General features: G+C 59.8%; 22 protein-coding genes. 13 read left to right on the top strand and 9 right to left on the bottom strand.

The window, feature by feature from the left end; translation table 11 throughout:
• Window positions 1-16: 16 nt before the first annotated feature.
• Window positions 17-1,531, bottom strand: a complete 1,515-nt coding sequence (betC, locus tag ACZZ0D_RS24085; protein ID WP_463554458.1) for a choline-sulfatase — start codon at window positions 1,529-1,531, stop codon at window positions 17-19.
• Window positions 1,532-1,645: 114 nt separating this feature from the next.
• Between betC and ACZZ0D_RS24080 the strand changes: the two genes are divergently transcribed.
• A complete protein-coding gene (locus ACZZ0D_RS24080; protein ID WP_463554457.1) occupies window positions 1,646-2,596 on the top strand; it encodes a choline sulfate utilization transcriptional regulator in 951 nt (316 codons plus the stop codon).
• Between the two features lie 80 nt (window positions 2,597-2,676).
• Here ACZZ0D_RS24080 and ACZZ0D_RS24075 read toward each other — a convergent pair whose 3' ends face one another.
• Window positions 2,677-3,342, bottom strand: a complete 666-nt coding sequence (locus ACZZ0D_RS24075; RefSeq protein WP_400650273.1) for an NAD(P)-dependent oxidoreductase — start codon at window positions 3,340-3,342, stop codon at window positions 2,677-2,679.
• Between the two features lie 82 nt (window positions 3,343-3,424).
• Here ACZZ0D_RS24075 and ACZZ0D_RS24070 point away from each other — a divergent pair, with 82 nt between their 5' ends.
• The gene (locus ACZZ0D_RS24070; protein WP_463554456.1) at window positions 3,425-3,751 is read left to right on the top strand and encodes a DOPA 4,5-dioxygenase family protein; all 327 of its coding nucleotides are present in this window, start codon (window positions 3,425-3,427) and stop codon (window positions 3,749-3,751) included.
• Here ACZZ0D_RS24070 and ACZZ0D_RS24065 read toward each other — a convergent pair whose 3' ends face one another.
• Window positions 3,752-4,153 carry a GFA family protein gene (locus tag ACZZ0D_RS24065; RefSeq protein WP_463554455.1) on the bottom strand — a complete coding sequence of 134 codons (402 nt, stop codon included), beginning with the start codon at window positions 4,151-4,153 and terminating at the stop codon, window positions 3,752-3,754.
• A gap of 323 nt (window positions 4,154-4,476) precedes the next feature.
• Between ACZZ0D_RS24065 and ACZZ0D_RS24060 the strand changes: the two genes are divergently transcribed.
• The 9 genes from ACZZ0D_RS24060 (at window position 4,477) to ACZZ0D_RS24020 (ending at window position 15,140) form a co-directional block, all read left to right on the top strand.
• Window positions 4,477-5,784 (top strand): CitMHS family transporter, encoded by a 1,308-nt coding sequence (locus ACZZ0D_RS24060; RefSeq protein WP_053125357.1) that lies wholly within the window; start codon window positions 4,477-4,479, stop codon window positions 5,782-5,784.
• A gap of 70 nt (window positions 5,785-5,854) precedes the next feature.
• Window positions 5,855-6,622, top strand: coding sequence for a TerC family protein (locus tag ACZZ0D_RS24055; protein ID WP_159813404.1), 768 nt, complete (start codon window positions 5,855-5,857; stop codon window positions 6,620-6,622).
• A 448-nt stretch (window positions 6,623-7,070) separates the two neighbouring features.
• Window positions 7,071-8,729 carry a Na/Pi cotransporter family protein gene (locus tag ACZZ0D_RS24050; RefSeq protein WP_159813402.1) on the top strand — a complete coding sequence of 553 codons (1,659 nt, stop codon included), beginning with the start codon at window positions 7,071-7,073 and terminating at the stop codon, window positions 8,727-8,729.
• Window positions 8,730-8,898: 169 nt separating this feature from the next.
• Window positions 8,899-10,278, top strand: coding sequence for a M16 family metallopeptidase (locus ACZZ0D_RS24045; protein ID WP_463554454.1), 1,380 nt, complete (start codon window positions 8,899-8,901; stop codon window positions 10,276-10,278).
• Between the two features lie 270 nt (window positions 10,279-10,548).
• Complete coding sequence (locus ACZZ0D_RS24040) at window positions 10,549-11,577, top strand: DUF5924 family protein (protein WP_053125370.1); 1,029 nt, start codon at window positions 10,549-10,551, stop codon at window positions 11,575-11,577.
• A 54-nt stretch (window positions 11,578-11,631) separates the two neighbouring features.
• Window positions 11,632-12,780, top strand: a complete 1,149-nt coding sequence (locus ACZZ0D_RS24035; protein ID WP_053125372.1) for an ABC transporter permease — start codon at window positions 11,632-11,634, stop codon at window positions 12,778-12,780.
• Complete coding sequence (locus ACZZ0D_RS24030; RefSeq protein ID WP_463554453.1) at window positions 12,777-13,580, top strand: ABC transporter ATP-binding protein; 804 nt, start codon at window positions 12,777-12,779, stop codon at window positions 13,578-13,580. Before ACZZ0D_RS24035 ends, ACZZ0D_RS24030 begins: the two co-directional genes overlap by 4 nt.
• A 1-nt stretch (window position 13,581) precedes the next feature.
• On the top strand, window positions 13,582-14,520 hold the full coding sequence (locus tag ACZZ0D_RS24025; protein WP_400650254.1) for an MlaD family protein: 939 nt from the start codon (window positions 13,582-13,584) through the stop codon (window positions 14,518-14,520).
• Window positions 14,517-15,140 (top strand): ABC-type transport auxiliary lipoprotein family protein, encoded by a 624-nt coding sequence (locus ACZZ0D_RS24020; protein ID WP_463554452.1) that lies wholly within the window; start codon window positions 14,517-14,519, stop codon window positions 15,138-15,140. The genes ACZZ0D_RS24025 and ACZZ0D_RS24020 overlap by 4 nt, the downstream gene beginning before the upstream one ends.
• Before the next feature lie 114 nt (window positions 15,141-15,254).
• Here ACZZ0D_RS24020 and ACZZ0D_RS24015 read toward each other — a convergent pair whose 3' ends face one another.
• The 5 genes from ACZZ0D_RS24015 to ACZZ0D_RS23995 all read right to left on the bottom strand — a co-directional run bounded on the left by ACZZ0D_RS24015 (window position 15,255) and on the right by ACZZ0D_RS23995 (window position 19,743).
• Entirely contained in the window at window positions 15,255-16,484 is a 1,230-nt protein-coding gene (locus ACZZ0D_RS24015) for a nucleoside recognition domain-containing protein (protein ID WP_053125379.1), read from the bottom strand.
• A 217-nt stretch (window positions 16,485-16,701) separates the two neighbouring features.
• Window positions 16,702-18,033 (bottom strand): glutamate/aspartate:proton symporter GltP, encoded by a 1,332-nt coding sequence (gltP, locus tag ACZZ0D_RS24010; RefSeq protein ID WP_463554451.1) that lies wholly within the window; start codon window positions 18,031-18,033, stop codon window positions 16,702-16,704.
• A 712-nt stretch (window positions 18,034-18,745) separates the two neighbouring features.
• Complete coding sequence (locus ACZZ0D_RS24005) at window positions 18,746-19,210, bottom strand: inhibitor of vertebrate lysozyme family protein (protein WP_053125383.1); 465 nt, start codon at window positions 19,208-19,210, stop codon at window positions 18,746-18,748.
• Between the two features lie 2 nt (window positions 19,211-19,212).
• Window positions 19,213-19,377: a DUF1328 domain-containing protein gene (locus ACZZ0D_RS24000; protein WP_003177151.1), complete on the bottom strand. Its 165-nt coding sequence runs from the start codon at window positions 19,375-19,377 to the stop codon at window positions 19,213-19,215.
• A gap of 78 nt (window positions 19,378-19,455) precedes the next feature.
• Window positions 19,456-19,743 (bottom strand): hypothetical protein, encoded by a 288-nt coding sequence (locus ACZZ0D_RS23995; protein ID WP_212550252.1) that lies wholly within the window; start codon window positions 19,741-19,743, stop codon window positions 19,456-19,458.
• 430 nt (window positions 19,744-20,173) lie between these two features.
• Between ACZZ0D_RS23995 and algB the strand changes: the two genes are divergently transcribed.
• Window positions 20,174-21,520, top strand: coding sequence for a sigma-54-dependent response regulator transcription factor AlgB (algB, locus tag ACZZ0D_RS23990; RefSeq protein ID WP_053125387.1), 1,347 nt, complete (start codon window positions 20,174-20,176; stop codon window positions 21,518-21,520).
• 10 nt (window positions 21,521-21,530) lie between these two features.
• Entirely contained in the window at window positions 21,531-23,321 is a 1,791-nt protein-coding gene (locus ACZZ0D_RS23985) for a KinB sensor domain-containing domain (RefSeq protein WP_463554450.1), read from the top strand.
• Here ACZZ0D_RS23985 and ACZZ0D_RS23980 read toward each other — a convergent pair.
• Window positions 23,318-24,931: an EAL domain-containing protein gene (locus ACZZ0D_RS23980; RefSeq protein ID WP_212550250.1), complete on the bottom strand. Its 1,614-nt coding sequence runs from the start codon at window positions 24,929-24,931 to the stop codon at window positions 23,318-23,320. The two genes, ACZZ0D_RS23985 and ACZZ0D_RS23980, sit on opposite strands and share 4 nt — an antisense overlap.
• Window positions 24,932-24,939 lie beyond the last annotated feature (8 nt).

Below are 24,939 nucleotides of genomic sequence, written 5' to 3'. Positions count from 1 at the left end.
GGACTTCCCCTTAACATTATTGGTTTTGGCAGGGTTGTGGATAACGTGCTTTGCGTTCCAGATCATCGAGGTCGATATGGTTGCGCATGTACTGCTGACTGGCGTCCACCAGCGGCTGGTGGTCCCAGCTCTTCAGCTTGCCGATGGTTAACGCATCGGCGACAAAACGGCGGCGGCGCTGGCTGGCGAGCACCTCTTGGTGAATCGCCGGAATGTCCCATTTGGCGCGCGCTTCAGCGAGAAAATCGTCGAACAGCTGGCGATGTTGCGGCGATTGACTGAGTTCTTCCAGTTCGCGCGGGTCGTTGCTTACGTCGAAGAGTAGGCAAGGGTCGCTTTCACTGTAGATAAATTTGTAGGCGCCGCGACGGATCATCATCAACGGGCTGACGGTGCCTTCGGCCATGTATTCGCCGAACACTTCGTCATGACCGCCCTGCCCTTGCAGATGCGAGACCAGCGAGCGGCCATCCAGTGGCAAGCCCGGTTCCAGCGTGCCGCCGGCCAGTTCCACGAAGGTCGGCAACAGGTCAGCGGTAGATACAGCCGCGCTGACCCGACCGGCACCAAATTGGCCCGGCGCACTGATCAACAGCGGCACGCGGGCGGCCATTTCGTACCAGTGCATTTTGTACCAGAGGCCTTTCTCGCCGAGCATATCGCCGTGGTCGCCGGAGAACACGATGATGGTGTCATCCATCAGCCCGGTTTCCTCGAGGGTTTGCAGAAGTTTGCCGACGTTGGCGTCGATATAGCTGCACGCTCCGAAGTAAGCTCGGCGCGCATCGCGGATCTTATCCACAGGCAACGGTTTATCCCAGAGGTCATAAACCTTGAGCAGACGCTGCGAGTGCGGATCGAGTTCGTGTTGATCCGGGGTTGTAGGCAAAGGGATATCGGCATCGTCGTACAAATCCCAGAACGCTTTGGGAATCGTGTACGGGTCGTGTGGGTGAGTCATCGATACGGTCAGGCAGAACGGCTGATCACCGTCTTCGCGGATGTGATCGAACAGGTACTGCTGCGCTTTGAACACCACCTCTTCGTCGAAATCGAGTTGGTTGGTGCGCACGCACGGCCCGGCCTGCAACACAGAGGACATGTTGTGATACCAGGTCGGCCGCACGTCCGGCTCATCCCAGTTCACTGACCAACCGTAATCGGCCGGGTAGATGTCGCTGGTCAGACGCTCTTCATAACCGTGCAACTGATCCGGGCCGCAGAAATGCATCTTGCCCGACAGCGCCGTGCGGTAGCCGAGACGGCGCAAGTAGTGGGCGTAGGTCGGCACATCGGCAGGGAAATCGGCAGCGTTGTCGTAGGCGCCGATCTTGCTCGGCAACTGGCCACTGACCAAGGTGAAACGCGACGGCGCGCACAACGGGCTGTTGCAGTAAGCGGCATCGAACACCACGCCTTGGGCGGCGAGGCGGGAAAGATTCGGCAGTTTGATCGGCGAAGGGCCGTAGAACGGCAACATTGGCGCGGCCATCTGATCGGCCATGATGAAAAGAATATTCTTGCGCTTCATGTGATCGCGGCATTCCATAGTGAATATTTATGCGACATTGCTGCGATCGAGCATGGAGTCCATGCTCTGTCGGGTAAAGCCCGCGCCGGGCAATGACTAGGATAAGCACAGCTTATGTATGAAGCCTTGGGCGATCTGTCGCTCGACCTGCTACGCGCCTTTGAAGCTGCCGCCCGCCATCGGAGCTTTACTGCGGCAGCGGTCGAACTGGGCACCACGCAACCGGCCATCAGCCAGCAGATCAAACGGTTGGAGGAACAGCTCGGCACGCGGCTGTTTGATCGCATTTACCGAGGCATCGAGTTAACCGAAGTCGGTGCAATCCTTTTCGAGCAAGTTAGCCTCGGTTTGCAGAATATCGACGCCGGGTTGAGCGCGATCAGCGCACAGCAGCAACATGAGGTACTGCAAGTTGCCACCGACTTCGCCTTCGCCGCGTACTGGCTGATGCCGCGTCTGCACCGCTTCCATGAGGCCAATCCCCACGTCGACGTCAGCCTGGTCACCAGCGAACGCAACCACAACATGCTGCGCACCGACATCGACGTGGCGATCCTGTTTGGCGACGGGCGCTTCAAGCAGGGCGAGAGCCATTGGTTGTTCAGTGAAGAAGTATTCCCGGTGTGCAGCCCGCAACTGTTCAAGGAACGCGCCCTGCCCTTGCCCGCTCAGGCGTTGCTTGAGTTGCCGCTGCTGCACCTGCGTGGCGAAAACAGCAGTAACTGGTTTGACTGGAGCGGCTTGTTTCGCGAGTTAGGCATCAACACGCCGCCGGCGCCGGGGCAGTTGCGTTTCGACAATTACACGCTGTTGATCCAAGCGGCGATCGGCGGGCAAGGCGTGGCGATTGGCTGGCGGCACCTTGTGGATAACTTGCTGAGTCAGGGTTTGTTGTGTCGGCCAATTGCTGAAACGACGCTGTCGCGGCTGGGGTATTACGTGGTGTTGCCGCAGCGCAAACGGCGTGGGGTGTTGATTCAGCAGTTTGTGGATTGGTTGATGGCGGAGCAGGCGAGCAGCGCCGAATCGCTTGATGGACTCGCACTGCCTTCGATCGCGGTTTGAAAGTCAAAAGATCGCAGCCTGCGGCAGCTCCTACATTAAGAACGCGGTCCCCTGTAGGAGCTGCCGAAGGCTGCGATCTTTTACGAGTCTGAAGCCGCCACAAAATTTACATGCTGACCCACATGCAAATTCAGCCGCAGCTCATCAGCAATCCCCACCGCTACGCGATTCAGGCGTTCCAGCGGCTCCGCCAATCCCGGTTCCAGATTGCCGCCAACCTGACTGAAATGCTCAATCGTCAGCCCGGCCACGCCATGCGGCGCATTGACCAGCGTCCACTGCAGCGGGCTGCTTTGCAGCGCTTCACGGATTTCCTCGGCGGCGTGGCGTTGCAGGCGATCGTCCAGTTCCGGTTCGTCGAGCACCGAGAACTCTCCTACCAAAAACAGCCGCGAAACGTTAGCCGCTTGCAGTCCATCGACCAAAGCATCCACCGCCAGCACCTGCTCAACCGGCCCGAGCACCACCGACCTTTCAACGTGATCACTGCTGAACGGCAACCCCGGCGCATCCAATAAACAGATGACCGCCGAACTGCCTGCCACACTTTGATTAACCCGCTCGGAATCGAACAGATCACCGCTTTTGGTGCGCAAACCCGGACGCGGCGCGAGCGCGGTGAGGTCGTCGAGGATGGCGATGACTTCGTGCTGGCGACGCAGCAACTCAGCCATCAACGCACCGCCCAGGCTACTCATGGCACCATAGAGCACCACTTTTACCGCCGGGGTTTCGGCATTTTTCATGGCTGATCCCTTTTGTTATCCCTTGTATGGCGTGTGACATACGGGTAACGCCGAGGGTTCGAATCGATTCAGAGGCTTTCAGATGCAAGCGATCAAGGGTTATCACGCCCACGTCTATTTCGACGCCTGCACCATTGAGCAAGCGCGGACATTGTGCGAGCAGGCCGCGCAGTTGTTTCCGTTGAAAATGGGCCGCGTCCACGAACGCCCGGTCGGCCCGCACCCGGACTGGAGCTGCCAACTGGCCTTCGGCCCCGAGCTGATTGCCGATGTGCTGCCGTGGCTGGCGCTGAACCGCAAAGGCCTGGTGGTGTTTCTGCACCCGGACACGGGGAATGACTTGCTCGACCACACGGAACACGCGATCTGGATGGGCGCGATCCGGCCGCTGGATCTGTCTATTTTTTAATCAAAGCGTTTCTTCGGCTTCACCCGGTAGATGTTCGTCCAGATGCAGCCACGGCAATTGGCTGTCCGTCCAGATATGCCGCTCGGCCGGCGCCAGCTTCGGCTGATCCAGCGTGGCGATGGTCACGTCGATGCTCTCGGGGCTGAGCAATGTAACCAACGCCAGTTGCGCGCCACAGTTCGGGCAGAAGTATCGCGCGCAACTTGGCGATGAGTCATACCGCGACGGCGTCCCGGCCAGCCATTGGAAATTCGCCGCCGGCACGCTGATCCACGTCGTGACAATCCCGCCGCTGACCTTGCGGCAGATCGAACAATGGCAGTGGGCGATGTCATGCAACGGCCCGCTGAACTGATAACGAATGTTTCCGCAATGGCAGCCGCCGCTGTGCAATTGGCTCATGTTGAACGCCCTCCTCCCGTGTTTATTGACTCAAGTTCGCATCCGACGGCCGGTTGACCGTTCATTCAAAGCTTTCACCAGCGAAAGGTAGCTGAAAGCTTCCGCGATTAGGATCGCCTCCACTTCCGGCAACAGACCGGTTGGCCAATGCGTGTGATGTCTCGCTCGCGCGGCCCAATTAACAACAACAATGGTGATTCTGATGTCCTCTGTAGCCCGCCTCCTCGCTGTGACTCCGCCCGTACGTCTCGTGCTTGCCGTTCTGCGCTGATCCCTCGCCGATCCGCTCACCTCACTAGCCGCGCTACGCCTGGAGTATTCCCATGCTGACTTTCCTTGGCTTTGCCATGGTCATCACGTTCATGTTCCTGATCATGACCAAGCGCTTGTCCGCGCTGATCGCTCTGATCGTGATCCCGATTCTGTTCGCTCTGTTCGGTGGTTTTGCACCGAAGATCGGCCCGATGATGCTCGAAGGCATCACCAAGCTGGCGCCGACCGGCGTGATGCTGATGTTCGCCATTCTGTATTTCGCCCTGATGATCGACTCCGGCCTGTTCGACCCGGCCGTGCGCAAGATCCTAAAACTGGTCAAGGGGGATCCGCTGAAGGTTTCGGTCGGCACCGCCGTACTGGCGCTCGTGGTTTCCCTCGATGGTGACGGCGCGACCACTTACATGATCTGCGTGGCCGCCATGCTGCCGCTGTACAGCCGCATCGGCATGAGCCCGCGGATCATGGCCGGTCTGATCATTCTTGCCGGTGGCGTGATGAACATGACGCCGTGGGGCGGCCCGACCGCCCGTGCGGCGAGTGCACTGCATGTCGATCCTTCGGACATTTTCGTGCCGATGATCCCGGCCATGGCCGCCGGTGTGGTGGCGATCCTGATCATTGCCTACTTCTACGGCAAACGTGAGCGTGCGCGCCTCGGTGAGTTGCATCTGATCGGCGATGAAATGGATCACAGCGAAATCAGCGTCTCGCAATTCCCGGATGCCCGCCGTCCGAAGCTGATCTGGTTCAACGGTCTGCTGACGTTGGTGTTGATGTGCACGCTGATCGCCGGCCTGTTGCCGCTGCCGGTGCTGTTCATGGTGGCGTTCAGTATCGCGATGATCGTCAACTACCCTTGCCTGCAAATGCAGAAGGATCGTGTCGCGGCCCACGCCGGCAGTGTGCTGTCGGTGGTCAGTCTGATTTTCGCTGCGGGTATCTTCACCGGTATCCTCTCCGGAACCGGCATGGTCGACGCCATGTCGAAAAGCCTGTTGGCAGTGATTCCGGATTTCCTCGGCCCGTACCTGGCGGTGATCACGGCGCTGGTGAGCATGCCGTTCACGTTCTTCATGTCGAACGACGCGTTCTACTACGGTGTGTTGCCGGTGTTGTCCGAAGCGGCCAGCCATTACGGCATCACCGCTGTGGAAATGGCACGTGCCTCGATCGTCGGTCAGCCCGTCCACTTGCTCAGCCCGTTGGTACCGTCGACGTACCTGCTGGTGGCGCTGGCCGGTATCGAGTTCGGTGACCATCAACGTTTCACCCTGAAGTGGGCAGTGCTGGTCTGCATGTGCATACTTGTGGCGGCATTGCTGTTGGGGACTTTCCCGCTGTTCAGCACTTTGTAACGGCATCAACTCACCAACACGCCAGCTGCTTGCTGGCGTCTTGGTTTAACACACGCTCAAAGGAATACACATGGAATGGCTGACCAACCCCGAAATCTGGGTTGCCTTCTTCACCCTGACCGCCCTGGAAATCGTCCTCGGCATCGATAACATCATCATGATTTCGATCCTGGTCAGCCGCATGCCCAAGCACATGCAGCAGCGCACCCGGATCTTCGGTCTTGGCCTGGCCATGATCACGCGGATCCTGTTGCTGCTGTCGATCACTTGGGTCATGCGCCTCACCGCCGACCTGTTCGAAGTGTTCGGCCAGGGCATTTCCGGTCGCGACCTGATCCTGTTCTTCGGTGGTCTGTTCCTGCTGTGGAAGAGCTCGCAGGAGATGTATCACGCGCTGGAAGGTGAAGACGAAAGCGACGACACTCCCGGCGGCAAGGGCGGCAACTTCCTCTACACCATCATTCAGATTGCGATTATCGACATCGTCTTCTCGCTGGATTCGGTGATCACTGCTGTCGGCATGGTTTCCCATGTACCGGTGATGGTCGCGGCGATTGTCGTGGCCGTGCTGGTGATGATGCTGGCGTCGGGCAAGATCAGCGAATTCATCGACAAGCACCCGTCGCTGAAAATGCTGGCGCTGTCGTTCCTGCTGGTGGTCGGTACCGTGCTGATTGCCGAGTCGTTCGACGTGCATGTGCCGAAAGGCTACGTCTACTTCGCCATGGGCTTCTCGCTGGCGGTTGAGGCGATCAACATCAAACTGCGCGGCGCGATTGCCCGCAAGAAAAAGCAGCAAGACCCGGTGAAACTGCGCAAGGACATCCCGGGCCAGTAAAACGCAACACCCCTGTGGGAGCGGGCTTGCTCGCGAAGGCGGAGTGTCAGTCGACAGCAATGTTGGCTGACCCACCGCTTTCGCGAGCAGGCTCGCTCCCACATTTGTTTTGGGCGATATCCAGACTTTTTTGTACCCGCAAAAACCTGTGGCGAGGGGATTTATCCCTGATGGACTGCGCAGCAGTCCCCTGCTTTTGGCTTAAACAACGGGGGCCGCTGCGCGACCCATCGGGGATAAATCCCCTCGCCACAGGATCATTGGTGGATTGGAAATCTGGGAGGTGCATGAAGCGCTTTTCATGACACTTTTGTTTCAATCAACACTTTAGCTGTGCAATGCTGGCGCCCAGTCCGTTAGCCAACTACAGCTTAAGTATCAAAAACGTAGAAACCGCGCGGTACCGTCAACTTGCTCCTTTGGGGCACTGCTATTACAGGGGGTCTGCATGCTCACCCTGCTCAATCTGCTTTCCGCCGTCGCCCTGCTGATCTGGGGCACGCACATCGTTCGAACCGGCATCCTGCGGGTGTACGGCACCAATCTGCGCCATGTGATTGGCCAGAACATGTCCAAGCGCTGGCTCGCGTTCGTGGCCGGCATCCTCGTGACCGCCATGGTGCAGAGCAGCAACGCCACCGCCATGCTCGTCACCTCTTTCGTCGGCCAGGGCCTGATGGCGCTGACCCCGGCGCTGGCGACCATGCTCGGCGCCGACGTCGGTACCGCGCTAATGGCGCGGGTGTTGACCTTCGACCTGTCATGGCTGTCGCCACTGCTGATTTTTCTCGGGGTGATTTTCTTTCTGTCGCGCAAACAGACGCGGCTCGGGCAAATGGGCCGGGTGTCGATCGGTCTTGGGCTGATCATTCTCGCGCTGCAATTGATCGTCGAGGCCGCCGCGCCGATCACCCACGCTCAGGGCGTGAAGGTGATTTTTGCTTCGCTGACCGGCGACATCCTTCTCGACGCCTTGGTCGGCGCGTTGTTCGCGATGATTTCCTACTCCAGCCTCGCTGCCGTGTTGCTCACCGCGACGCTGGCCGGCGCCAGTGTTATCAGCCTGCCGGTGGCGATCGGTCTGGTGATCGGCGCCAACATCGGCAGCGGCGTGCTGGCGTTCATGAGCACCAGCATGCAGAACGCCGCTGGCCGGCAAGTGGCGCTGGGCAGTCTTTTGTACAAACTGATCGGCCTGCTGCTGATCATCCCGGTGCTCGACCCGCTGGTGCACTGGATCGACAGCCTCGATTTCAGCCCGCAGGAAATGGTCATTGGCTTCCACCTGCTCTACAACACCGCGCGCTGCCTGATTCTGCTGCCGAGCGTCGGCCCGATGGCGCGACTCTGCGCGTGGCTGCTGCCGGAGCGACCGGAGCTCAACGGCACCGCCAAACCGCGTCACCTCGATGCTACCGCGCTGGTCACACCGAGTCTGGCGCTGGCCAACGCCGCGCGGGAAACTCTGCGCATGGGCGATCTGCTGGAAAACATGCTCGACGCCACCCTCGATGTGCTGCGCGGCAAGCAAACCGCGGTCACTCAGGAAATCCGCCGGCAGACCGACGACATCGAATCGCTGTACAGCGCGATCAAGTTGTATCTGGCGCAGATGCCGCGCGAAGACCTCGGCGAGCAAGACAGTCGACGCTGGGCCGAGATCATCGAACTGGCGATCAACCTGAAGCTTGCTAGCGATCTGATCGAACGCATGCTGCGCAAGATCCAGCAGCAGAAAACCTCGCAGCGCCGCTCGTTCTCTGAGGAAGGCCTGGAGGATCTGGCCGGGCTGCAGCAGCAATTGATCTCCAACCTTCGTTTGGGGCTGTCGGTGTTTCTCAGCGGTGATCGTGAAAGTGCTCGGCAATTGCTGCGTGAAAAACGCCGCTTCCGCGCGCAGGAACGCCGTTTGGCCCACGCGCATGTCAGCCGTTTACAACGCAAGATCGTGCAGAGTATTGAGACCAGTTCGCTGCACCTGGAATTGATTGCCGACATGAAGCGTTTGAATTCGCTGTTTTGCGGCAGTGCGTATGTGGTGCTGGAAACGGCGGACACCGGGGCACTGGCGTCGGATGATATTGCCGACATCACGCATTCGCCTTGAACGTTTTACGGCTGGGTTTAGTCAGTTACATTGATTCAGCCTTCAGGCCGCTATCGCGAGCAGGCTCACTCCTACAGGGGGACGCATTCCAAATGTAGGAGTGAGCCTGCTCGCGATGGGGCCCTGACTGACGACACGGATCTCCAAATCAGCCGTATGGAAGCCTGTTATGCGTTGCCTGTTGTTCGCCTGTCTGTTGCTCGGTTCCCTGCCCGCCTTCGCCCTGGATCGTTTTCAGGTCGAAGGCTATGCGCTGCCCAACGGTTTGCAGTTGCTGCTCAAACCCGGCACCGAACGTGGGCATGTGGCGATCCGCTTGGTGGTTGGCGTCGGCCTCGATGATTTCGATTGCGACGACAAAGAGCTGCCGCACCTGCTCGAGCATCTGCTGTTCAGCGGTATCGACGCCACCGGCGAAGGTGGTTTGGAAGAACGCATGCAGGCACTGGGCGGTGACTGGAACGCCTTCACCAGCAACGCCGACACCACGTTCGTCATCGAGGCCCCGGCGAAGAACCAGCGCAAGGTGCTCGACCTATTGCTCGATCTACTCACGCAAACGCGCATCGACGAAAACGCGATCAACGCCGCCAAACGCGTGGTCGAGCGCGAGGACGGCGGCCATTACACGCGTCTGCAACGCTTCCTCGATCGCCAGGATCTCGGCCACACCGCGAGCAATCAGCTCGCCGTCGAACTGGGTCTGAAATGCCCGCAACGCGCCGAGGTCGGCCACCTGACCCAAGAGCAACTGGAGAAGGTGCGCAAGGCCTGGTACGCGCCAAACAACATGACCCTGATCGTCGTCGGTGAACTCGACAAACTGCTGCCGGCCTACCTCGAACGCGCCTGGGGCGCGCTCGAAGCGGTTGAGCCGAGCGAGCATCGACCGCTGCCGGACATCCGCACCAGCGCCGCCCATGAACGCACCCTCACCCGTGGTTTCATCGGCGACAGCGCCAAGCTGCACTGGCTGGTGCCGGAGCCGGTGATTGACGATCAGTACGACGAGACGTTCGACATTCTCAAGGATTATCTGGACTGGGCGCTGTACCGGCAGATCCGCCTCAACCACGGTTTGTCGTACGGGCCGTGGGCTGAGCGCGAAGTGTTTGGTGGTGTCGGCTTCATGAGCCTGAACGCCGATCTGGATCGCGATGACGTCGACGAAGCCATTCAGGTGTTGGAAGACCTCAAGGCCGACCTGCTGAAAAACGGACTCGACCCGGCGACTTTCGCCCGTATCAAACAGGCATCCATCGCCCATCAGGCGTGGGCGGTGCAGGGTAATAGCGCGATGGCGGATTATTACTGGAGTGCCCTGAGCGATTACGAGGACGGCCGCTTCGCCAACCCGGCCCGGGAGCTGCAAGGGGTGACGCTGGAAGCGGCGAACAAAGCCATGCGTGAGTTGTTGCTGCAGCCGGGATATTTGCGGATTGAAAAGCCGTTGATCAGTGATGATCAGGTGTTGTGGTTGAGTGCGGGTGGAATCGGTGTGTTGCTGCTGATTCTGATCGGCTGGCGTTTGCACCGTAAGCGGGGTTGAAGATCAAAAGATCGCAGCCTGCGGCAGCTCCTACATGGAATACCATGTTGTGATGGTGAGGTTCTTGTGGCGAGGGGATTTAGCGAAACGTCGCACCGCCCCGTTCGGCGGCGCAGCCGTCGTAAATCCTGCGAATGCGTTTTGTCTGCATGAATAGCGTTGCAGGGTTTGGGGCTGCTTCGCAGCCCAACGGGGATAAATCCCCTCGCCACAGGGGCTAGGCGGCGGTAACCTTTCCGGGATTTTTCCTACAGCGTTGTGAACCCCGACATGCCGAAAATACAGCTCCTGATCCAGCGCATTCTCGAACTGATGAAGCGCTATCCCGGGGTCATTGCGCTCGGTGGTTTCATCTCCGGGGTCGGCAGTTTCATCATGGTCGATCGTCAGCAAGGGCTGGCGAGCTGGATCACGGTGATCATGCTGCTCAGCTGGATCTGGCTGATGCTGGAAAACACCCTCACCGGCCTGTTCACCCGCATCTTCAAACGCGAGATTCCCCAGCCGCTGCTGCGTTACGCCACGCAGATGATCCATCAGGAAAGCCTGTTTTTCGTCCTGCCGTTCTTCTTCATCACCACGACCTGGAACAGCGGCCAGTTGGTCTTCACCGGCCTGCTCAGCGTCGCGGCACTGATCTCCATCGTCGATCCGCTCTATTACAAATGGCTGGCGCCGCGGCGCTGGGCGTTCCTCGCGTTGCACACCCTGACCCTGTTCGCCGCCCTGCTCACCGCGTTGCCGGTGATCATGCACCTGACCACCTCGCAGAGTTTCAAGTGGGCGCTGGGCATTGCCGTGCTGTTGTCGTTCCCGAGTCTGGCGTCGATCTTCCCGATCCGCACGGTGCGCAACGCGCTGGCGATTCTGTGCATCACCGTCGGCATCGGCGGCGTCGGTTGGGTGCTGCGTTCGTGGGTGCCGCCGGCGACGCTGTGGATGACCGACGTGGCGATCAGCACGCAATTGCAGGATCGCACCCCCGGCGCCAGCCTCGACACGGTCAGCGCCGAGCAGATTCGTGGCGATGGCCTCTACGCCTACACCGCGATCAACGCGCCACGCGGGCTCGATGAGCGGATTTATCACGTCTGGCAGTTCAACGGCAAAGAGGTCGATCGCATCCCGCTCGACATCCATGGCGGGCGCAAGGAAGGCTACCGGGCGTGGACGCACAAGCAGAATTTCCCCGGCAACCCGGCGGGCAAATGGCAGGTGCGCGTGTTGACCGAAGATGGCCAGGTGATCGGCGTGCTGCGCTTCGAAATCACCGACAGCACAGCGATCAAAGAAAAGTAGTCCGGTTCGTGCTATTACCTATCCCAGCGTAATCAGCCGAAAAGCACGGAGCTTATGACCAGCAGTTCGATCAGCGGCAATGCCCAACTGGACACGTCGATCAGCCCTGCCCGCCTGCGCGTGACCGGGGACTGGACGCTTGCCCATTACGCCGAGCTCAAGACCCTCAGCGAAAAGCTCCACGGCCAGTACGACGCCAACACCCCGATTGACCTCAACAGCCTCGGCGCCCTCGATACCGCTGGCGCTTCGCTGCTGGTCGAGCTGCTCGGCTCCGAGCGCCTCGGTAAATCTGCCGAGCACCCTGATTGCACGATTTCCACCGCCGACCGTGCGCTGCTGCAAACCGTGTATCGCTCGATGACTGATTTCTGCGTACCGATCAAGGAAGCGGAAATCAGCGTCAGCGTGCAACTGCTCACGCGCATTGGTCGTGCGGTCGATACGGTCTGGCAGGACACCCTGCAACTGCTCGGCTTCGTCGGCCTGATTCTGGAAACCATCGCTCGCAACCTGTTCCGGCCCAAGCGCTGGCGCATCACGCCAATGATTGCGCACATCGAACAGACCGGCCTCGACGCCGCACCGATCGTGGCGTTGCTGACCTTTCTGGTCGGCGCGGTGGTGGCGTTCCTCGGCGCGACGGTGCTGGCCAGTTTCGGCGCGACGATTTTCACCGTGGATCTGGTCGGTTTCTCGTTCCTGCGTGAATTTGGCGTGCTGCTGACGGCGATCCTCATGGCCGGGCGCACCGCCAGTGCCTTCACCGCGCAGATCGGCTCGATGAAGGCCAACGAGGAAATCGACGCGATCCGCACCCTCGGCCTCGACCCGATGGAGCTGCTGGTGGTGCCGCGCGTGCTGGCGATGCTGGTGGCGCTGCCGATGTTGACCTTTCTGGCGATGCTCTGCGGGATCATCGGCGGCGGCGTGGTGTGCGCGGTGTCGCTGGATATCTCGCCGGCGATGTTCCTGACGCTGTTGCAGTCGGACATCGGCGTGCAGCACTTTCTGGTCGGCTTGGTAAAAGCGCCGATCTTCGCCTTCATCATTGCCGCGATTGGTTGCCTGGAAGGCTTCAAGGTCAGCGGCAGTGCCGAGTCGGTCGGCGCGCACACGACGTCTGCCGTGGTGCAGTCGATTTTCGTGGTGATCGTGCTCGACGCGGTGGCCGCACTGTTCTTCATGGAGATGGGCTGGTGAGTCGTCTACCCCGCGCGCCCTCGGAGGCGGTGATCGAGGTCCGTGGCCTGTGCAATCGCTTCGGCAGCCAGAGCGTGCATGAGAACCTCGATCTGGATTTGTACAAAGGCGAAATCCTCGCCGTGGTCGGCGGTTCCGGCGGCGGCAAATCGGTTTTGCTGCGCAGCATTGTTGGTCTGCGTCGGCCCAGCGAAGGTATCGTCAAAGTGTTCGGTAAGAACCTGCCGAGTCTGTCGGAGCACGAGCGTTCGATGGTTGAACGACGCTTTGGTGTGCTGTTCCAGAAAGGCGCGCTGTTTTCCTCGCTGACGGTGACCGAGAACGTCGCCCTGCCCCTCATTGAACACGCCGGCCTCAGCCGCAACGACGCCGAACATTTGGCCGCCGTGAAGCTGGCGCTGGCCGGGTTGCCATTGTCGGCAGCGGATAAATATCCTTCGTCGCTGTCCGGCGGCATGATCAAGCGCGCCGCTCTGGCCCGGGCCTTGGCGCTGGATCCGGACATTCTTTTTCTCGATGAACCCACCGCCGGCCTCGATCCGATTGGCGCCGCGCAATTCGACCAATTGATCCTGACCCTGCGCGATGCGCTCGGCCTCAGCGTGTTTCTGGTGACCCACGACCTCGACACGCTCTACACCATCACCGATCGCGTGGCGGTGCTGGCGCAGAAGAAAGTGCTGGTCGCCGGCCCGATCGACGTCGTTTCGGAGACCGACGACGCCTGGATTCACGAATACTTCCACGGCCCGCGCGGCCGCTCGGCGCTGGACGCCGCCAAATTGCTCAACGAGGTCTGACATGGAAACCCGAGCGCATCATGTGTTGATCGGCCTGTTCACGGTGATTGTGGTGGCAGGCGCCCTGCTCTTCGGTCTGTTTCTGGCCAAGTCCAGCGTCGACACCGAATTCAAGGATTACGAAATCGTCTTCAACGAGGCGGTTAGCGGTTTGTCCAAAGGCAGTTCGGTGCAGTACAGCGGGATCAAGGTCGGCGACGTGATCAGCCTGCGCCTCGATCCGCAGGATCCACGCCGGGTGCTGGCGCGAATTCGTCTGGCCGGTGACACCCCGGTCAAAGAAGACACCCAGGCGAAACTGGCGCTGGCCGGGATCACTGGCACGTCGATCATCCAGCTCAGCGGTGGCACGCCGCAGAGCGCGAAACTCCGTGGGCAGGACGGTAAGCTGCCGCTGATCGTCGCCTCGCCTTCGCCGATCTCGCGTTTGCTCAATGACAGCAACGATTTGATGACCGGCATCAGCGCGCTGCTGCAGAACGCCAATCAGATGTTCTCCCCAGAGAACGTTGAGCGCGTCAGCAAAACCCTCGCGCATCTGGAGCAAACCACCGGCACCATCAACGATCAACGCGGCGACATCAAACAGGCGATGCAGCAACTGGCGACGGTCGGCAAACAGGCTGGCAGCATGCTCGAACAGACCTCGTTGCTGATGCGCAACGCCAACGGCTTGCTCAACGATCAGGGCAAACAAGCGCTGGGCAGCGCCGAGCAGGCAATGAAGTCGCTGGAGCAAAGCACCACGACGATCAGCGCCCTGCTCAACAAAAACGAAAACTCCCTCGACAACGGCATGCAGGGCCTCAATGGCCTGGCCCCGGCGATCCGCGAACTGCGTGAGACGCTGACCTCGCTGCGCGCCATCTCGCAACGCCTTGAGGCCAACCCCAGCGGCTACCTGCTGGGCCGTGACAAGAACAAGGAATTCACGCCATGAAGCTGACTCGCCTCGCCCTCCTCGTTGGCTTCACCTTGATCAGTGCTTGCTCGATCCTGCCCAAGTCCGAACCGTCGGACGTGTACCGCTTGCCAGCCGCACAGGCGCCCGCCTCGACCCGTTCGGCGGCGGCTCAGACCTGGTCGTTACGCTTGAATAAATTGCAGGCCAGCGAGGCGCTGAACCGCTCGAACATCGCGGTGATTCCGCAGGGCGATGTGATCAGCAGTTACAAGGCTTCACGCTGGAGCGATCCGGCACCGGTGCTGGTGCGTAATCGCTTGCTCGACGGCTTTCAGCGGGATGGGCGGGTGACTTTGCTGAGCACGGATGACAGCAACTTTGCTGCAGATCTGGAACTGGGCGGGAGTTTGCAGGCATTTCAGACCGAGTATCAGGGCACGCAGGCCAGCGTTGTGGTGCGGGTCGATGCGTTGCTGGTGCGCGGTTATGACCAGCGCATTCTCGCCAGCCGCCGCTTTGAAGAGCGCCAGCCGCTGAGTGATGTGCAGGTGCCGGCGGTGGTCGCCGGGTTTGGCCAGGCCAGTGATCGCCTGACCGCGAAAGTCGTGGCCTGGGCCGTAGACCAAGGCCAAAAACTGGCCCCGCCAAAACCCTAACCCCCACACAGAACCCCTGTAGGAGTGAGCCTGCTCGCGATAGCGGTGTATCAGTCAACATTATTGCTGGCTGACCCACCGCATTCGCGAGCAAGCCCCACATTTGATCTGTGTTCAGCCGAAGAACCAGTAGCAGACGAAGATCGCGCCAACCACGCCGGCAAATTCCGCCAGCAACGCACACCCCACCGCATGCCTTGCGCGCTGGATCCCCACCGCGCCGAAATACACCGCCAGCACATAGAACGTCGTTTCAGTACTGCCCTGAATCGTCGCGGCGACCAACGCCGGGAAGCTGTCGACGCCCGAGGTTTTCATCGTCTCGATCAACATCGCCCGTGCCGCACTGCCGGAGAACGGTTTGACCATCGCCGTCGGCAACGCATCGACAAACCGCGTGTCCCAACCGGCCCATTCGACCAGATGGCGAATACCGTCGAGACCAAAGTCCAGCGCCCCGGAAGCACGCAGCACGCCCACCGCGCAGAGCATCGCCACCAGATACGGCAGCAGATTCTTCGCAACGTCGAAACCTTCTTTGGCGCCTTCAACGAACGCTTCGTAAACCTTCACTTTTCTCAACGCGCCGATGATCAGAAACAGCATGATCAATCCGAACAGCGTGAGATTGCCGAGGATCGACGACAATCCCGCCAAAGCCGTCGCCGACAGCGTGCCCAGTAACGCCATAAAGCCGCCGAGGATCAGCGCACCGGGAATCAGATAAGCCAACACCACCGGATCCCAGATCCGCAGGCGCTGCATAAACGCTACCGAGAGGAAGCCGACAATCGTCGAGCAACTGGTCGCCAGCAGGATCGGCAGGAACACCAGCGTCGGATCCGGCGCGCCTTGCTGGGCGCGGTACATGAAGATCGTTACCGGCAGCAGGGTCAGGGAGGAGGCGTTGAGCACCAGGAAGAGGATTTGCGCGTTACTGGCGATGGTGGCGCTGGGATTGAGCTCCTGCAGCGCCTTCATGGCTTTCAGGCCGATGGGCGTGGCGGCGTTGTCGAGGCCCAGACCGTTGGCGGCGAAGTTCAGGGTGATCAGGCCAAGGGCAGGGTGGCCGGCCGGGACTTCCGGCATCAGTCGCAGGAACAGCGGGCCGAGGACTTTCGCCAACCAGTCGACGATTCCGGCCTTTTCGGCGATGCGCAGGAAACCCAGCCACAGGGTGAGGGTGCCGAACAGCAGCACCATGACTTCGACCGAGAGCTTGGCCATGGCGAAAATGCTCTCCACCATCGCCGCAAAGATCCCGGCGTTGCCGCCGATCAGCCACTGCGCCAGCGCCGACACGGCTGCCACGATGAAGAAGCCAAGCCACAGGCCATTAAGCATCAGTCAAATCCCCCGAAGAATGCGGCGAATGATAACGGCGTGGCCAGAAACGACAAACCCCGGATTTCTCCGGGGTTTGTTTGTAAGCCTGACTCGGTCACTGTGGGAGCGGGCTTGCTCGCGAAGGCGTCCCGTCAGAAACATCTCTGCTGCCTGACCCACCGCATTCGTGAGCAAGCCCACTCCCACGAAAAGCCAATCCCACAGTGTTCAGCAATCAGTTCTTGGAGATTTCGCCCGCTGGCAGTTTGGTCTTGGTGCGCCAGTGTGGCGGGGAGTTCCAGTAGCGCTCGCCCTTAGCGTCGTCGTACATGCCTTCCCAGCGCGAGATAACCAGCACGGCCAGTGCGTTACCGATCACGTTCAGTGCGGTACGGGCCATGTCCATGACGCGGTCGACACCGGCGATGAACGCCAGACCTTCCAGCGGAATACCGACGCTGCCCAGGGTAGCCAGCAGCACCACGAAGGACACGCCCGGCACACCGGCGATGCCTTTGGAGGTGACCATCAGGGTCAGCACCAGCAACAGTTGCTGGCTGATCGACAAGTCGATGCCATACAGCTGCGCGATGAAGATTGCCGCGATCGACTGATACAGAGTCGAACCGTCGAGGTTGAACGAGTAACCGGTCGGTACCACGAAGCTGCAGATGGCTTTCGGTGCGCCGTAGGCTTCCATCTTCTCGATCACGCGCGGCAGCACGGTTTCCGAAGAAGCGGTGGAGTAGGCCAGCACCAGCTCATCCTTGAAGATGCGCATCAGCTTGAACACCGAGAAACCGAACATCTTGGCGATCAGGCCCAACACCACGAAGGCGAAGAAAGCGATGGCGAAGTAAACCAGGATCACCAGTTTGGCCAGCGGCACCAGCGAGGCGAAGCCGAAGTTGGCCACGGTCACCGCGATCAGAGCGAATACGCCGATCGGCGCATAGTTCATGATCATGTGGGTGACTTTGAACATGCTTTCCGAGACGCCCTGGAACATCTTCACCAGCGGCTCGCGCAGATCCGACTGCAGGCTCGACAGACCGAGACCGAACAGCACGGAGAAGAAGATGATCGGCAGCATTTCGCCGCGAGCCATGGCCGCGAAGATGTTCGACGGGATCAGGTTAAGGATGGTCTCGATGAACGCGTGTTCATGCTGTACCTCGGCGGCAGTCGCCTGGTACTTGGAGATGTCCACTGTGCCCAGCGTGCTCATGTCGATGCCGGCACCCGGATGGAACACGTTGGCCAACAGCAAGCCGACAACGATCGCGATGGTCGTGACGATTTCGAAGTAGATGATGGTTTTCAGGCCGATACGCCCGAGTTTCTTGGCGTCGCCCACGCCAGCAATGCCGACGATCAGGGAAGAGATGACGATCGGAATCACGATCATCTTGATCAGACGGATAAAGATATCGCCTGCCGGTTGCAAGACATTGCTGATCCACCAGGCCTTTTCGGCACTGAAGTGGTTGAGCAACGCCCCAATTGCAATCCCCAAAACCAGACCGATGAGGATCTGCCAGGCGAGGCTGAGTTTTGCCTTCTTCATTATCTTTACCCTTACTTGCGTTTGACTCAGGCACATGCAGGAACTGGAACGCTTTTTAGCGGAAAAGTCTGTGCATCTGCCTCCGTATAAGGTGCCCCGAAGCGCGTATTTACGGCTCTCCGGCAGGCGAAAAAAGGCGCAACTATTCCGATGCAAGGTTGCGCCGTCTAATGCCGTAAACGCCTACCCTATGCCGAATCGGCATGAGCTTTTTTAAATGAAACTGGCGTCCCAACCGGTTCGATTGCGACATTTCGGCCGGCATAACTGCCGTGAACCGGCCATCACAGCCTGGGTTGGTGGTTTTTTAATCAGGAAAAATAGACGGAAATTTGAGGAAAAAGCCTACGCAGGAAGACTAGAAGTCCTCTTGAATAGAGGTCTTCTTTCTCGATATACGGTCGCCCGGAAACACCGCGTAATGTTTTCGCGCACAGTCTGGTCGCAAAAAAGCATGAGCAGGTCGCTCTGGATCAATGTTTTGATGGTTTTTTGCTGAGGATGAAGCTCAGCGCAGATCCGTCGAACCACTGGGGGTTGGCGAACCTGCGTCGCAGCTTTGACGTGCCCTGACCCGGCCCTCTCGCAGGCACTCCCTGTACCCGTAGGTCACTCCGACCCTGCAACAGTCAGAACGTCCCGGCCCCTTGGTCATGCGCCGAGCCTCCTCGGCTCGGTGCAAAGGAAGGCAGCAGGGCTGCTGCCTTCATGTTCAATACCAGTTCGGATCTTTCTTCAGGGTTTCCATCAGCAGATCCTGCATACCCTGATCGGGTTTGCCGAGGAAGCGGTAGGTGGCATGTCGCGTGGGCGACTTGTCGGCCGGCAGTCCTTCGGGCACATCGACGAGCATGGCGTATGCATCTTTCTTGTCGAAACTGAACGCGACGATCAAGCGGTGGTTCAGGCACTTGTCCTGCGATTCGCAGAGCGGCCCAACCAGATACTTGTCGCCGTCTTCAGTGACGGCATTCATCTGTTGGTCAGGTGTACCGGAGAGGTTCATCACCCATTCCGGCAGGCGCTCTTCCTTCTTCACCACGCCTTCCCACGTTTCCCGATACTGCGGGTCGGAACTGAGCAGTTCGTTGACCCGCGTCTGGCCGTCGTTGGCCGCCATCGCCATGGCACTACCGCCCAGAAGCAGGGCGGCTGCCAATGCTTTTAAAGCATTCATCGTTAACCTCGGCCGCGACGGCCAAAGAAGAAGGAAGCGATGAACATCACCAGGAACACGACAAAGAGAATCTTGGCGATACCCGTGGCGGTGCCCGCGATACCACCGAAGCCCAGTACTGCAGCGATGATGGCAATGATCAAGAATGTAATTGCCCAGCTCAACATGGTGATTCTCCTTACTTCTCTATTTAGGGGTGTGGCGTGTTCCGGCGCTGCGCGCCCGAATTTGTAAAATCAGATCGATCAGAAAACCCAGCGCTCTTCGCGTGGCAGCTGATCCAGTGGCTCCGCCTGGTCGACCGACATCATGCGCATCGGCGCACTGTCTTCCTGGGCGCTGCTGACAGCGCTGAAATGGCTCTGTGTCGCGTGCTGTATCGAGATCAGCGGTGCCTCTGGCTGCTGGGCGTTTTCCCAGCGCAGGTATTGCTGGCAAGCGATCAGGGTGATCAGCAGCGCAAGTACGCCAAACAGACCTTGCTGGATATGCAGTGGCGAGATACGCACTTGGGCGGCACGTTGGCGAGTCATCCTGGGTTCCTCACTCTCTTATTCGGTTAGGGCAGATCTGATCTGCCCGGGCTGATAGAGATATTGCAGACTGCATGCCAGTTTTTTAGTTGATTAAAAAACCAATAAAAACAATAGGTTACGATCGATCTGAAAATCTTTCGCGACGCATCCTGCACGATGGCTCTTCCACGGTCGTGCAAACCGCACGATTATTTCGTAGGAGAATTCATTCTTATGGAATTGAGTTGAGGTCTTGGATGTCAGAAAAGGACGCAGGGAATCCCCTGCAAATCGCTGTTTGTTTAAAAAATCAACAAAATCAACGTATTGGCCCTGAAGGCTGGAGAGAGCTACCCTCCTATGGCTCGCATCGTTCAGAATCAACCATGCAACTTGCCCGATTTTTCCGGGACTAACCCAAGACCAATCTTTATGGAGCGTAGGAAAAATGGAATCTGCCACTGAGCAACAAGGCCGCATTCTGCTGGTGGACGATGAATCCGCCATCCTGCGAACCTTCCGTTATTGCCTCGAAGACGAAGGCTATACGGTGGCCACGGCCAACAGCGCCGCTCAGGCCGACGCACTGCTGCAACGCCAGGTCTTCGACCTGTGTTTCCTCGATTTGCGTCTGGGTGAAGACAACGGTCTCGATGTACTCGCGCAAATGCGCATTCAGGCGCCGTGGATGCGCGTAGTGATTGTTACCGCGCATTCCGCTGTTGATACCGCTGTAGATGCGATCCAGGCCGGCGCCGCCGACTATCTGGTCAAACCGTGCAGCCCTGATCAGTTGCGTCTGGCTACTGCCAAACAATTGGAAGTGCGCCAACTGTCGGCGCGCCTCGAAGCCCTCGAAGGCGAGATCCGCAAGCCGAAGGACGGGCTCGATTCCCACAGCCCGGCGATGAAAGTCGTACTGGAAACTGCACGCCAGGTCGCGGGCACCGACGCCAACATTCTTATTCTCGGCGAGTCCGGCACTGGTAAAGGTGAACTGGCCCGCGCCATTCACGGCTGGAGCAAACGCGAGAAGAAATCCTGCGTCACCATCAACTGCCCATCGCTGACCGCGGAATTGATGGAAAGCGAGCTGTTCGGTCACAGTCGCGGCGCGTTTACCGGTGCCAGTGAAAGCACGCTGGGTCGCGTCAATCAAGCTGACGGCGGCACGCTGTTTCTCGACGAGATCGGCGATTTTCCATTGACGTTGCAACCCAAGTTGCTGCGCTTTATTCAAGACAAGGAATATGAACGGGTAGGGGATCCGGTCACCCGTCGCGCCGATGTACGAATTCTCGCGGCGACCAACCTCAATCTGGAAGACATGGTGCGCGACGGTCGCTTCCGTGAAGACCTGCTCTATCGCCTCAACGTCATCACCCTGCATTTGCCGCCGCTGCGTGAGCGTGCCGAGGACATCCTCACCCTGGCCGATCGCTTTCTGGCGCGCTTCGTTAAAGAGTACGCGCGTCCTGCACGCGGTTTCAGCGACGAGGCTCGTGAAGCACTGCTGGGTTATCGCTGGCCGGGCAACATTCGTGAACTGCGCAACGTGGTCGAGCGGGCGAGCATCATCTGCCCGCAGGAGCGCGTGGAAATCAGCCATCTCGGCATGGCCGAGCAACCGGCCAACAACGCACCACGGGTTGGCGCCGCGCTGAGTCTGGATGAGTTGGAAAAAGCCCACATCGGCGCGGTTCTCGCCACCGCCGGCACCTTGGATCAAGCAGCGAAAACCCTCGGCATCGACGCCTCGACCCTGTATCGCAAGCGCAAGCAGTACAACCTGTGAGTGCCGGGCGATGAAACTGGCGATGAAGTTGCGCACACGGTTGTTCCTGAGCATTTCCGCCTTGATCACCGTGGCGTTGCTCGGGCTTCTGCTCGGGCTGGTCAGCGTGATGCAGATGGCCGGCTCGCAGGAAGCGCTGTTGCGCAACAACTTCGTCACCCTTGATCTGGGCCTGAAGATGCGGCAAACGCTGGGTGATCAACTGATCCTCATGTTGGCCGAAAAGCCGGATGACGCCGCGTTCGAAGCGTCCAAACAGCATTACTTCGAGCTGCTCGATGAAGGCATCGCCCAGGAACGCGGTGACGATGATCGCCAGTACGGTTTCAGCCAGGCCAAAGCGGATTACATAAGTTTTCTGCAGGCGTTTGACCTGTCCCGTGACCCGGCGACCGCGTTGAGCAGCAATGCCAACTTCAGGGAACGCTTCAATGCGCTGCGCAACGGTTTGATCACCGAGCACAAGCATGCGCTGGACAACATTAATGCCGTGCAACACGCCGCCCGCGAACGGGCGTTGTTGGTTGCCGGCCTGCTGGGGCTGGTCGGGCTGGCGGTGTTGATCATCGGTTTCGTCACCGCTCACGGCATCGCGCGACGCTTCGGCGCGCCAATCGAAGTGTTGGCGAAAGCTGCCGATAACATCGGGCAGGGCAACTTCGAAGTAACCCTGCCGATTTCCTCGGCGATGGAAGTGAACCTGTTGTCCCGGCGTTTCGGGCTGATGGCCGAAGCATTGCGCGAACATCAAGCGACCAACGTCGACGAGCTTCTAGCCGGCCAGCAACGTTTGCAGGCGGTGCTCGACAGCATCGACGACGGCTTGTTGATGATTGACCGTCAAGGCCATCTGGAACACCTCAACCCGGTGGCGCAGCGCCAATTGGGCTGGGAGGACGATCGTCTCGGCCAAGGCCTCGGCACCGCGCTCGGAAGGCCTGAGCTGGACGCGCAATTGCAACTGGTGCTGCGCGGCGGCACGCTTGAGCGCGCGCCGGAAGATTTGAGTATCGAGGTTGATGGCGAATCGCGTCTGCTGACGTACAGCCTGACACCGGTCAGCCACACCCAAGGGCATATCCTCGGCGCGGTGATGGTGCTGCACGACGTCACCGAGCAGCGTGCGTTCGAGCGGGTGCGCAGTGAGTTCGTCTTGCGTGCTTCCCACGAATTGCGCACGCCGGTCACCGGCATGCACATGGCGTTCGGCCTGTTCCGCGAACGGGCGAAATTTCCGCCGGAGTCGCGCGAGGCTGATCTGCTCGACACCGTGAACGAAGAAATGCAGCGCCTGATGCAGTTGATCAACGACTTGCTCAACTTTTCGCGCTACCAGAACGGTTTGCAGAAACTCACGCTGGCATCGTGCTCCATCGAAGATTTGCTCGAGCAGGCGCAGCTGCGGTTCGCCGATTCGGCGGCGGCGAAGGGCATTGCCCTCAATGTCGAGTTGCAAGGCCCGTTGCCGCGTTTGCAAGCCGATCAGGCGCAACTCGATCGCGTGCTCGACAACCTGATCGACAACGCCTTGCGCCATACCGCCCGCGACGGCCAGATCCGTTTGCAGGCCCGTCGGCATGGCGAGCGGGTGATCATCAGCGTCGAAGACAACGGCGAAGGGATTGCCTACGGCCAGCAGGGGCGGATCTTCGAACCGTTCGTGCAGGTCGGGCGCAAGAAGGGCGGCGCCGGGCTTGGTCTGGCGCTGTGCAAGGAAATCGTCCAGCTGCATGGCGGGCGCATGGGCGTGTATTCGCGGCCGGGGCAGGGCACGCAGTTCTACATGGCGTTGGCAGTCTAGGCTTCGTCATCCATGCGACGGCCAGCGAGTCGTCGGCCTCGGGTGATCAGTTCGATAAACTGCACCGCGCTCAAGGCATGGGCGAACAGCCAGCCCTGACCAAATTTCACCCCTTCGCTGCTGAGCAACTCGGCTTGCGATTCCAGTTCGATGCCTTCGGCAATCACCTTCAGATCCAGCGCCTGCGCCATGTGAATGATGTGCGGGGCAACGCCGCTGCTGGCGGCGTCATGGCCGAGGGCGTCGATAAACGCCTTGTCGATTTTCAGGCAGTCCACCGGCAGGGTCTGCAGGTAGGCGAGGCTGCAATAGCCGGTGCCGAAATCGTCGATCAGCACTTGGTGGCCGACATCGCGCAGGGCTTGCAGGTTTTCCCGCGCCACCACCACGTCGATCAATCCACGTTCAGTCACTTCAAAGGCAATCTGCCGCGCGGCCACCCGATGCAGGGTCAGCAGGCGCGCCATGACCTGGCCGATGCGCGGCACCATCACGTCGCACGCTGCGAGGTTCACCGAGATATACAGCTGTGGGTTGGCGCGCAAGAGCTGACCGAGCTGCTCCAGCAATCGCTGGAGAACGAAGTCGGTCATCTGCCTGATCTGTCCGGTGTTCTCCGCCATCGGGATAAACAGGTCAGGGCTGGTCAGCGTGCCGTCCGGGCGCCGCCAACGCAGCAAGGCTTCAGCGCCGACGCAATTGCGACTGTCGAGGTCGAAGATCGGTTGATAGAGCACTTGCAACTCGCCACGGCGAATCGCGCCGTGCAGCTCGGCGTCTATCGACTGACGCTGGCGCACCAGCAAAAACACCAGGAAGCCGGCCAGTGCGCCGAGCAAGAGGCAGGCTGGCACCATCCACCACCAGACGGCGGGAATGTGCATGCCGCTGCGCGGCGAGATCAGCACCAATTGATATTCCGGGTTATCGGTGGGCATGCGGTAGACGAGGCGGGTTTGCGTGACTTGCAGTGCTTCGCGGTTTTTCGGTGGCCAGTGCTCGGTTGGCGGCCAGGCCTGCTCTGTGCCGAGTACCGGGATTGCCCGCGTGCCGTGATCGAGCACCACCAGCAGGCTGCTGCCGGGTGACAGGTCGACCATGTCGGTCAAATGTCCGCGCGAAGTGGCCACGCGAAAATTGCCGCGACCCAGCATCAGCGCGGCGCGGTTTTCATCGGGTTCGGTGGTGGTGTTCAGCCAATAGCTGTAGGTCGGGCCTTTGATGTCGGGTTGGCGAGCAACCGTCAAACCTTCCTGACGCGGACGGTTGGAACAGGTTCGGGTGCCGTCGCTGTAGGCGGCTTCATAGACGAAGCGATAGTTGAAGGTGACTTGCTGCAGGGTGGCAATCATGTCGCCGTCACAACTGCGCAACGGCTGTGCTTCGAGGTCGTCGAGACTTTCCCGCAACTGGCCGAACAATTGTTCGAGGCGGGCGAGGAAACGTTCGCCTTGCGCGTTCATTTCGCGGCTTTCACTTTGCTCGACCTGACGCATCGCGAAGAACATACCGCCGGCGATCAGCAGGCTGGCACTGAGGACAGCCGCGATCGTCGCCAAAAACCAGGGGCGATAAAACCAGCTTCGCAGCGTCTCTCGGGTAGCAACCATATGGAATA

Source organism: Pseudomonas sp. AC193 (assembly GCF_979258075.1).
The sequence above is the reverse complement of the archived record's forward strand: the minus strand, read 5'-3'. Positions and strand labels throughout refer to the sequence as shown.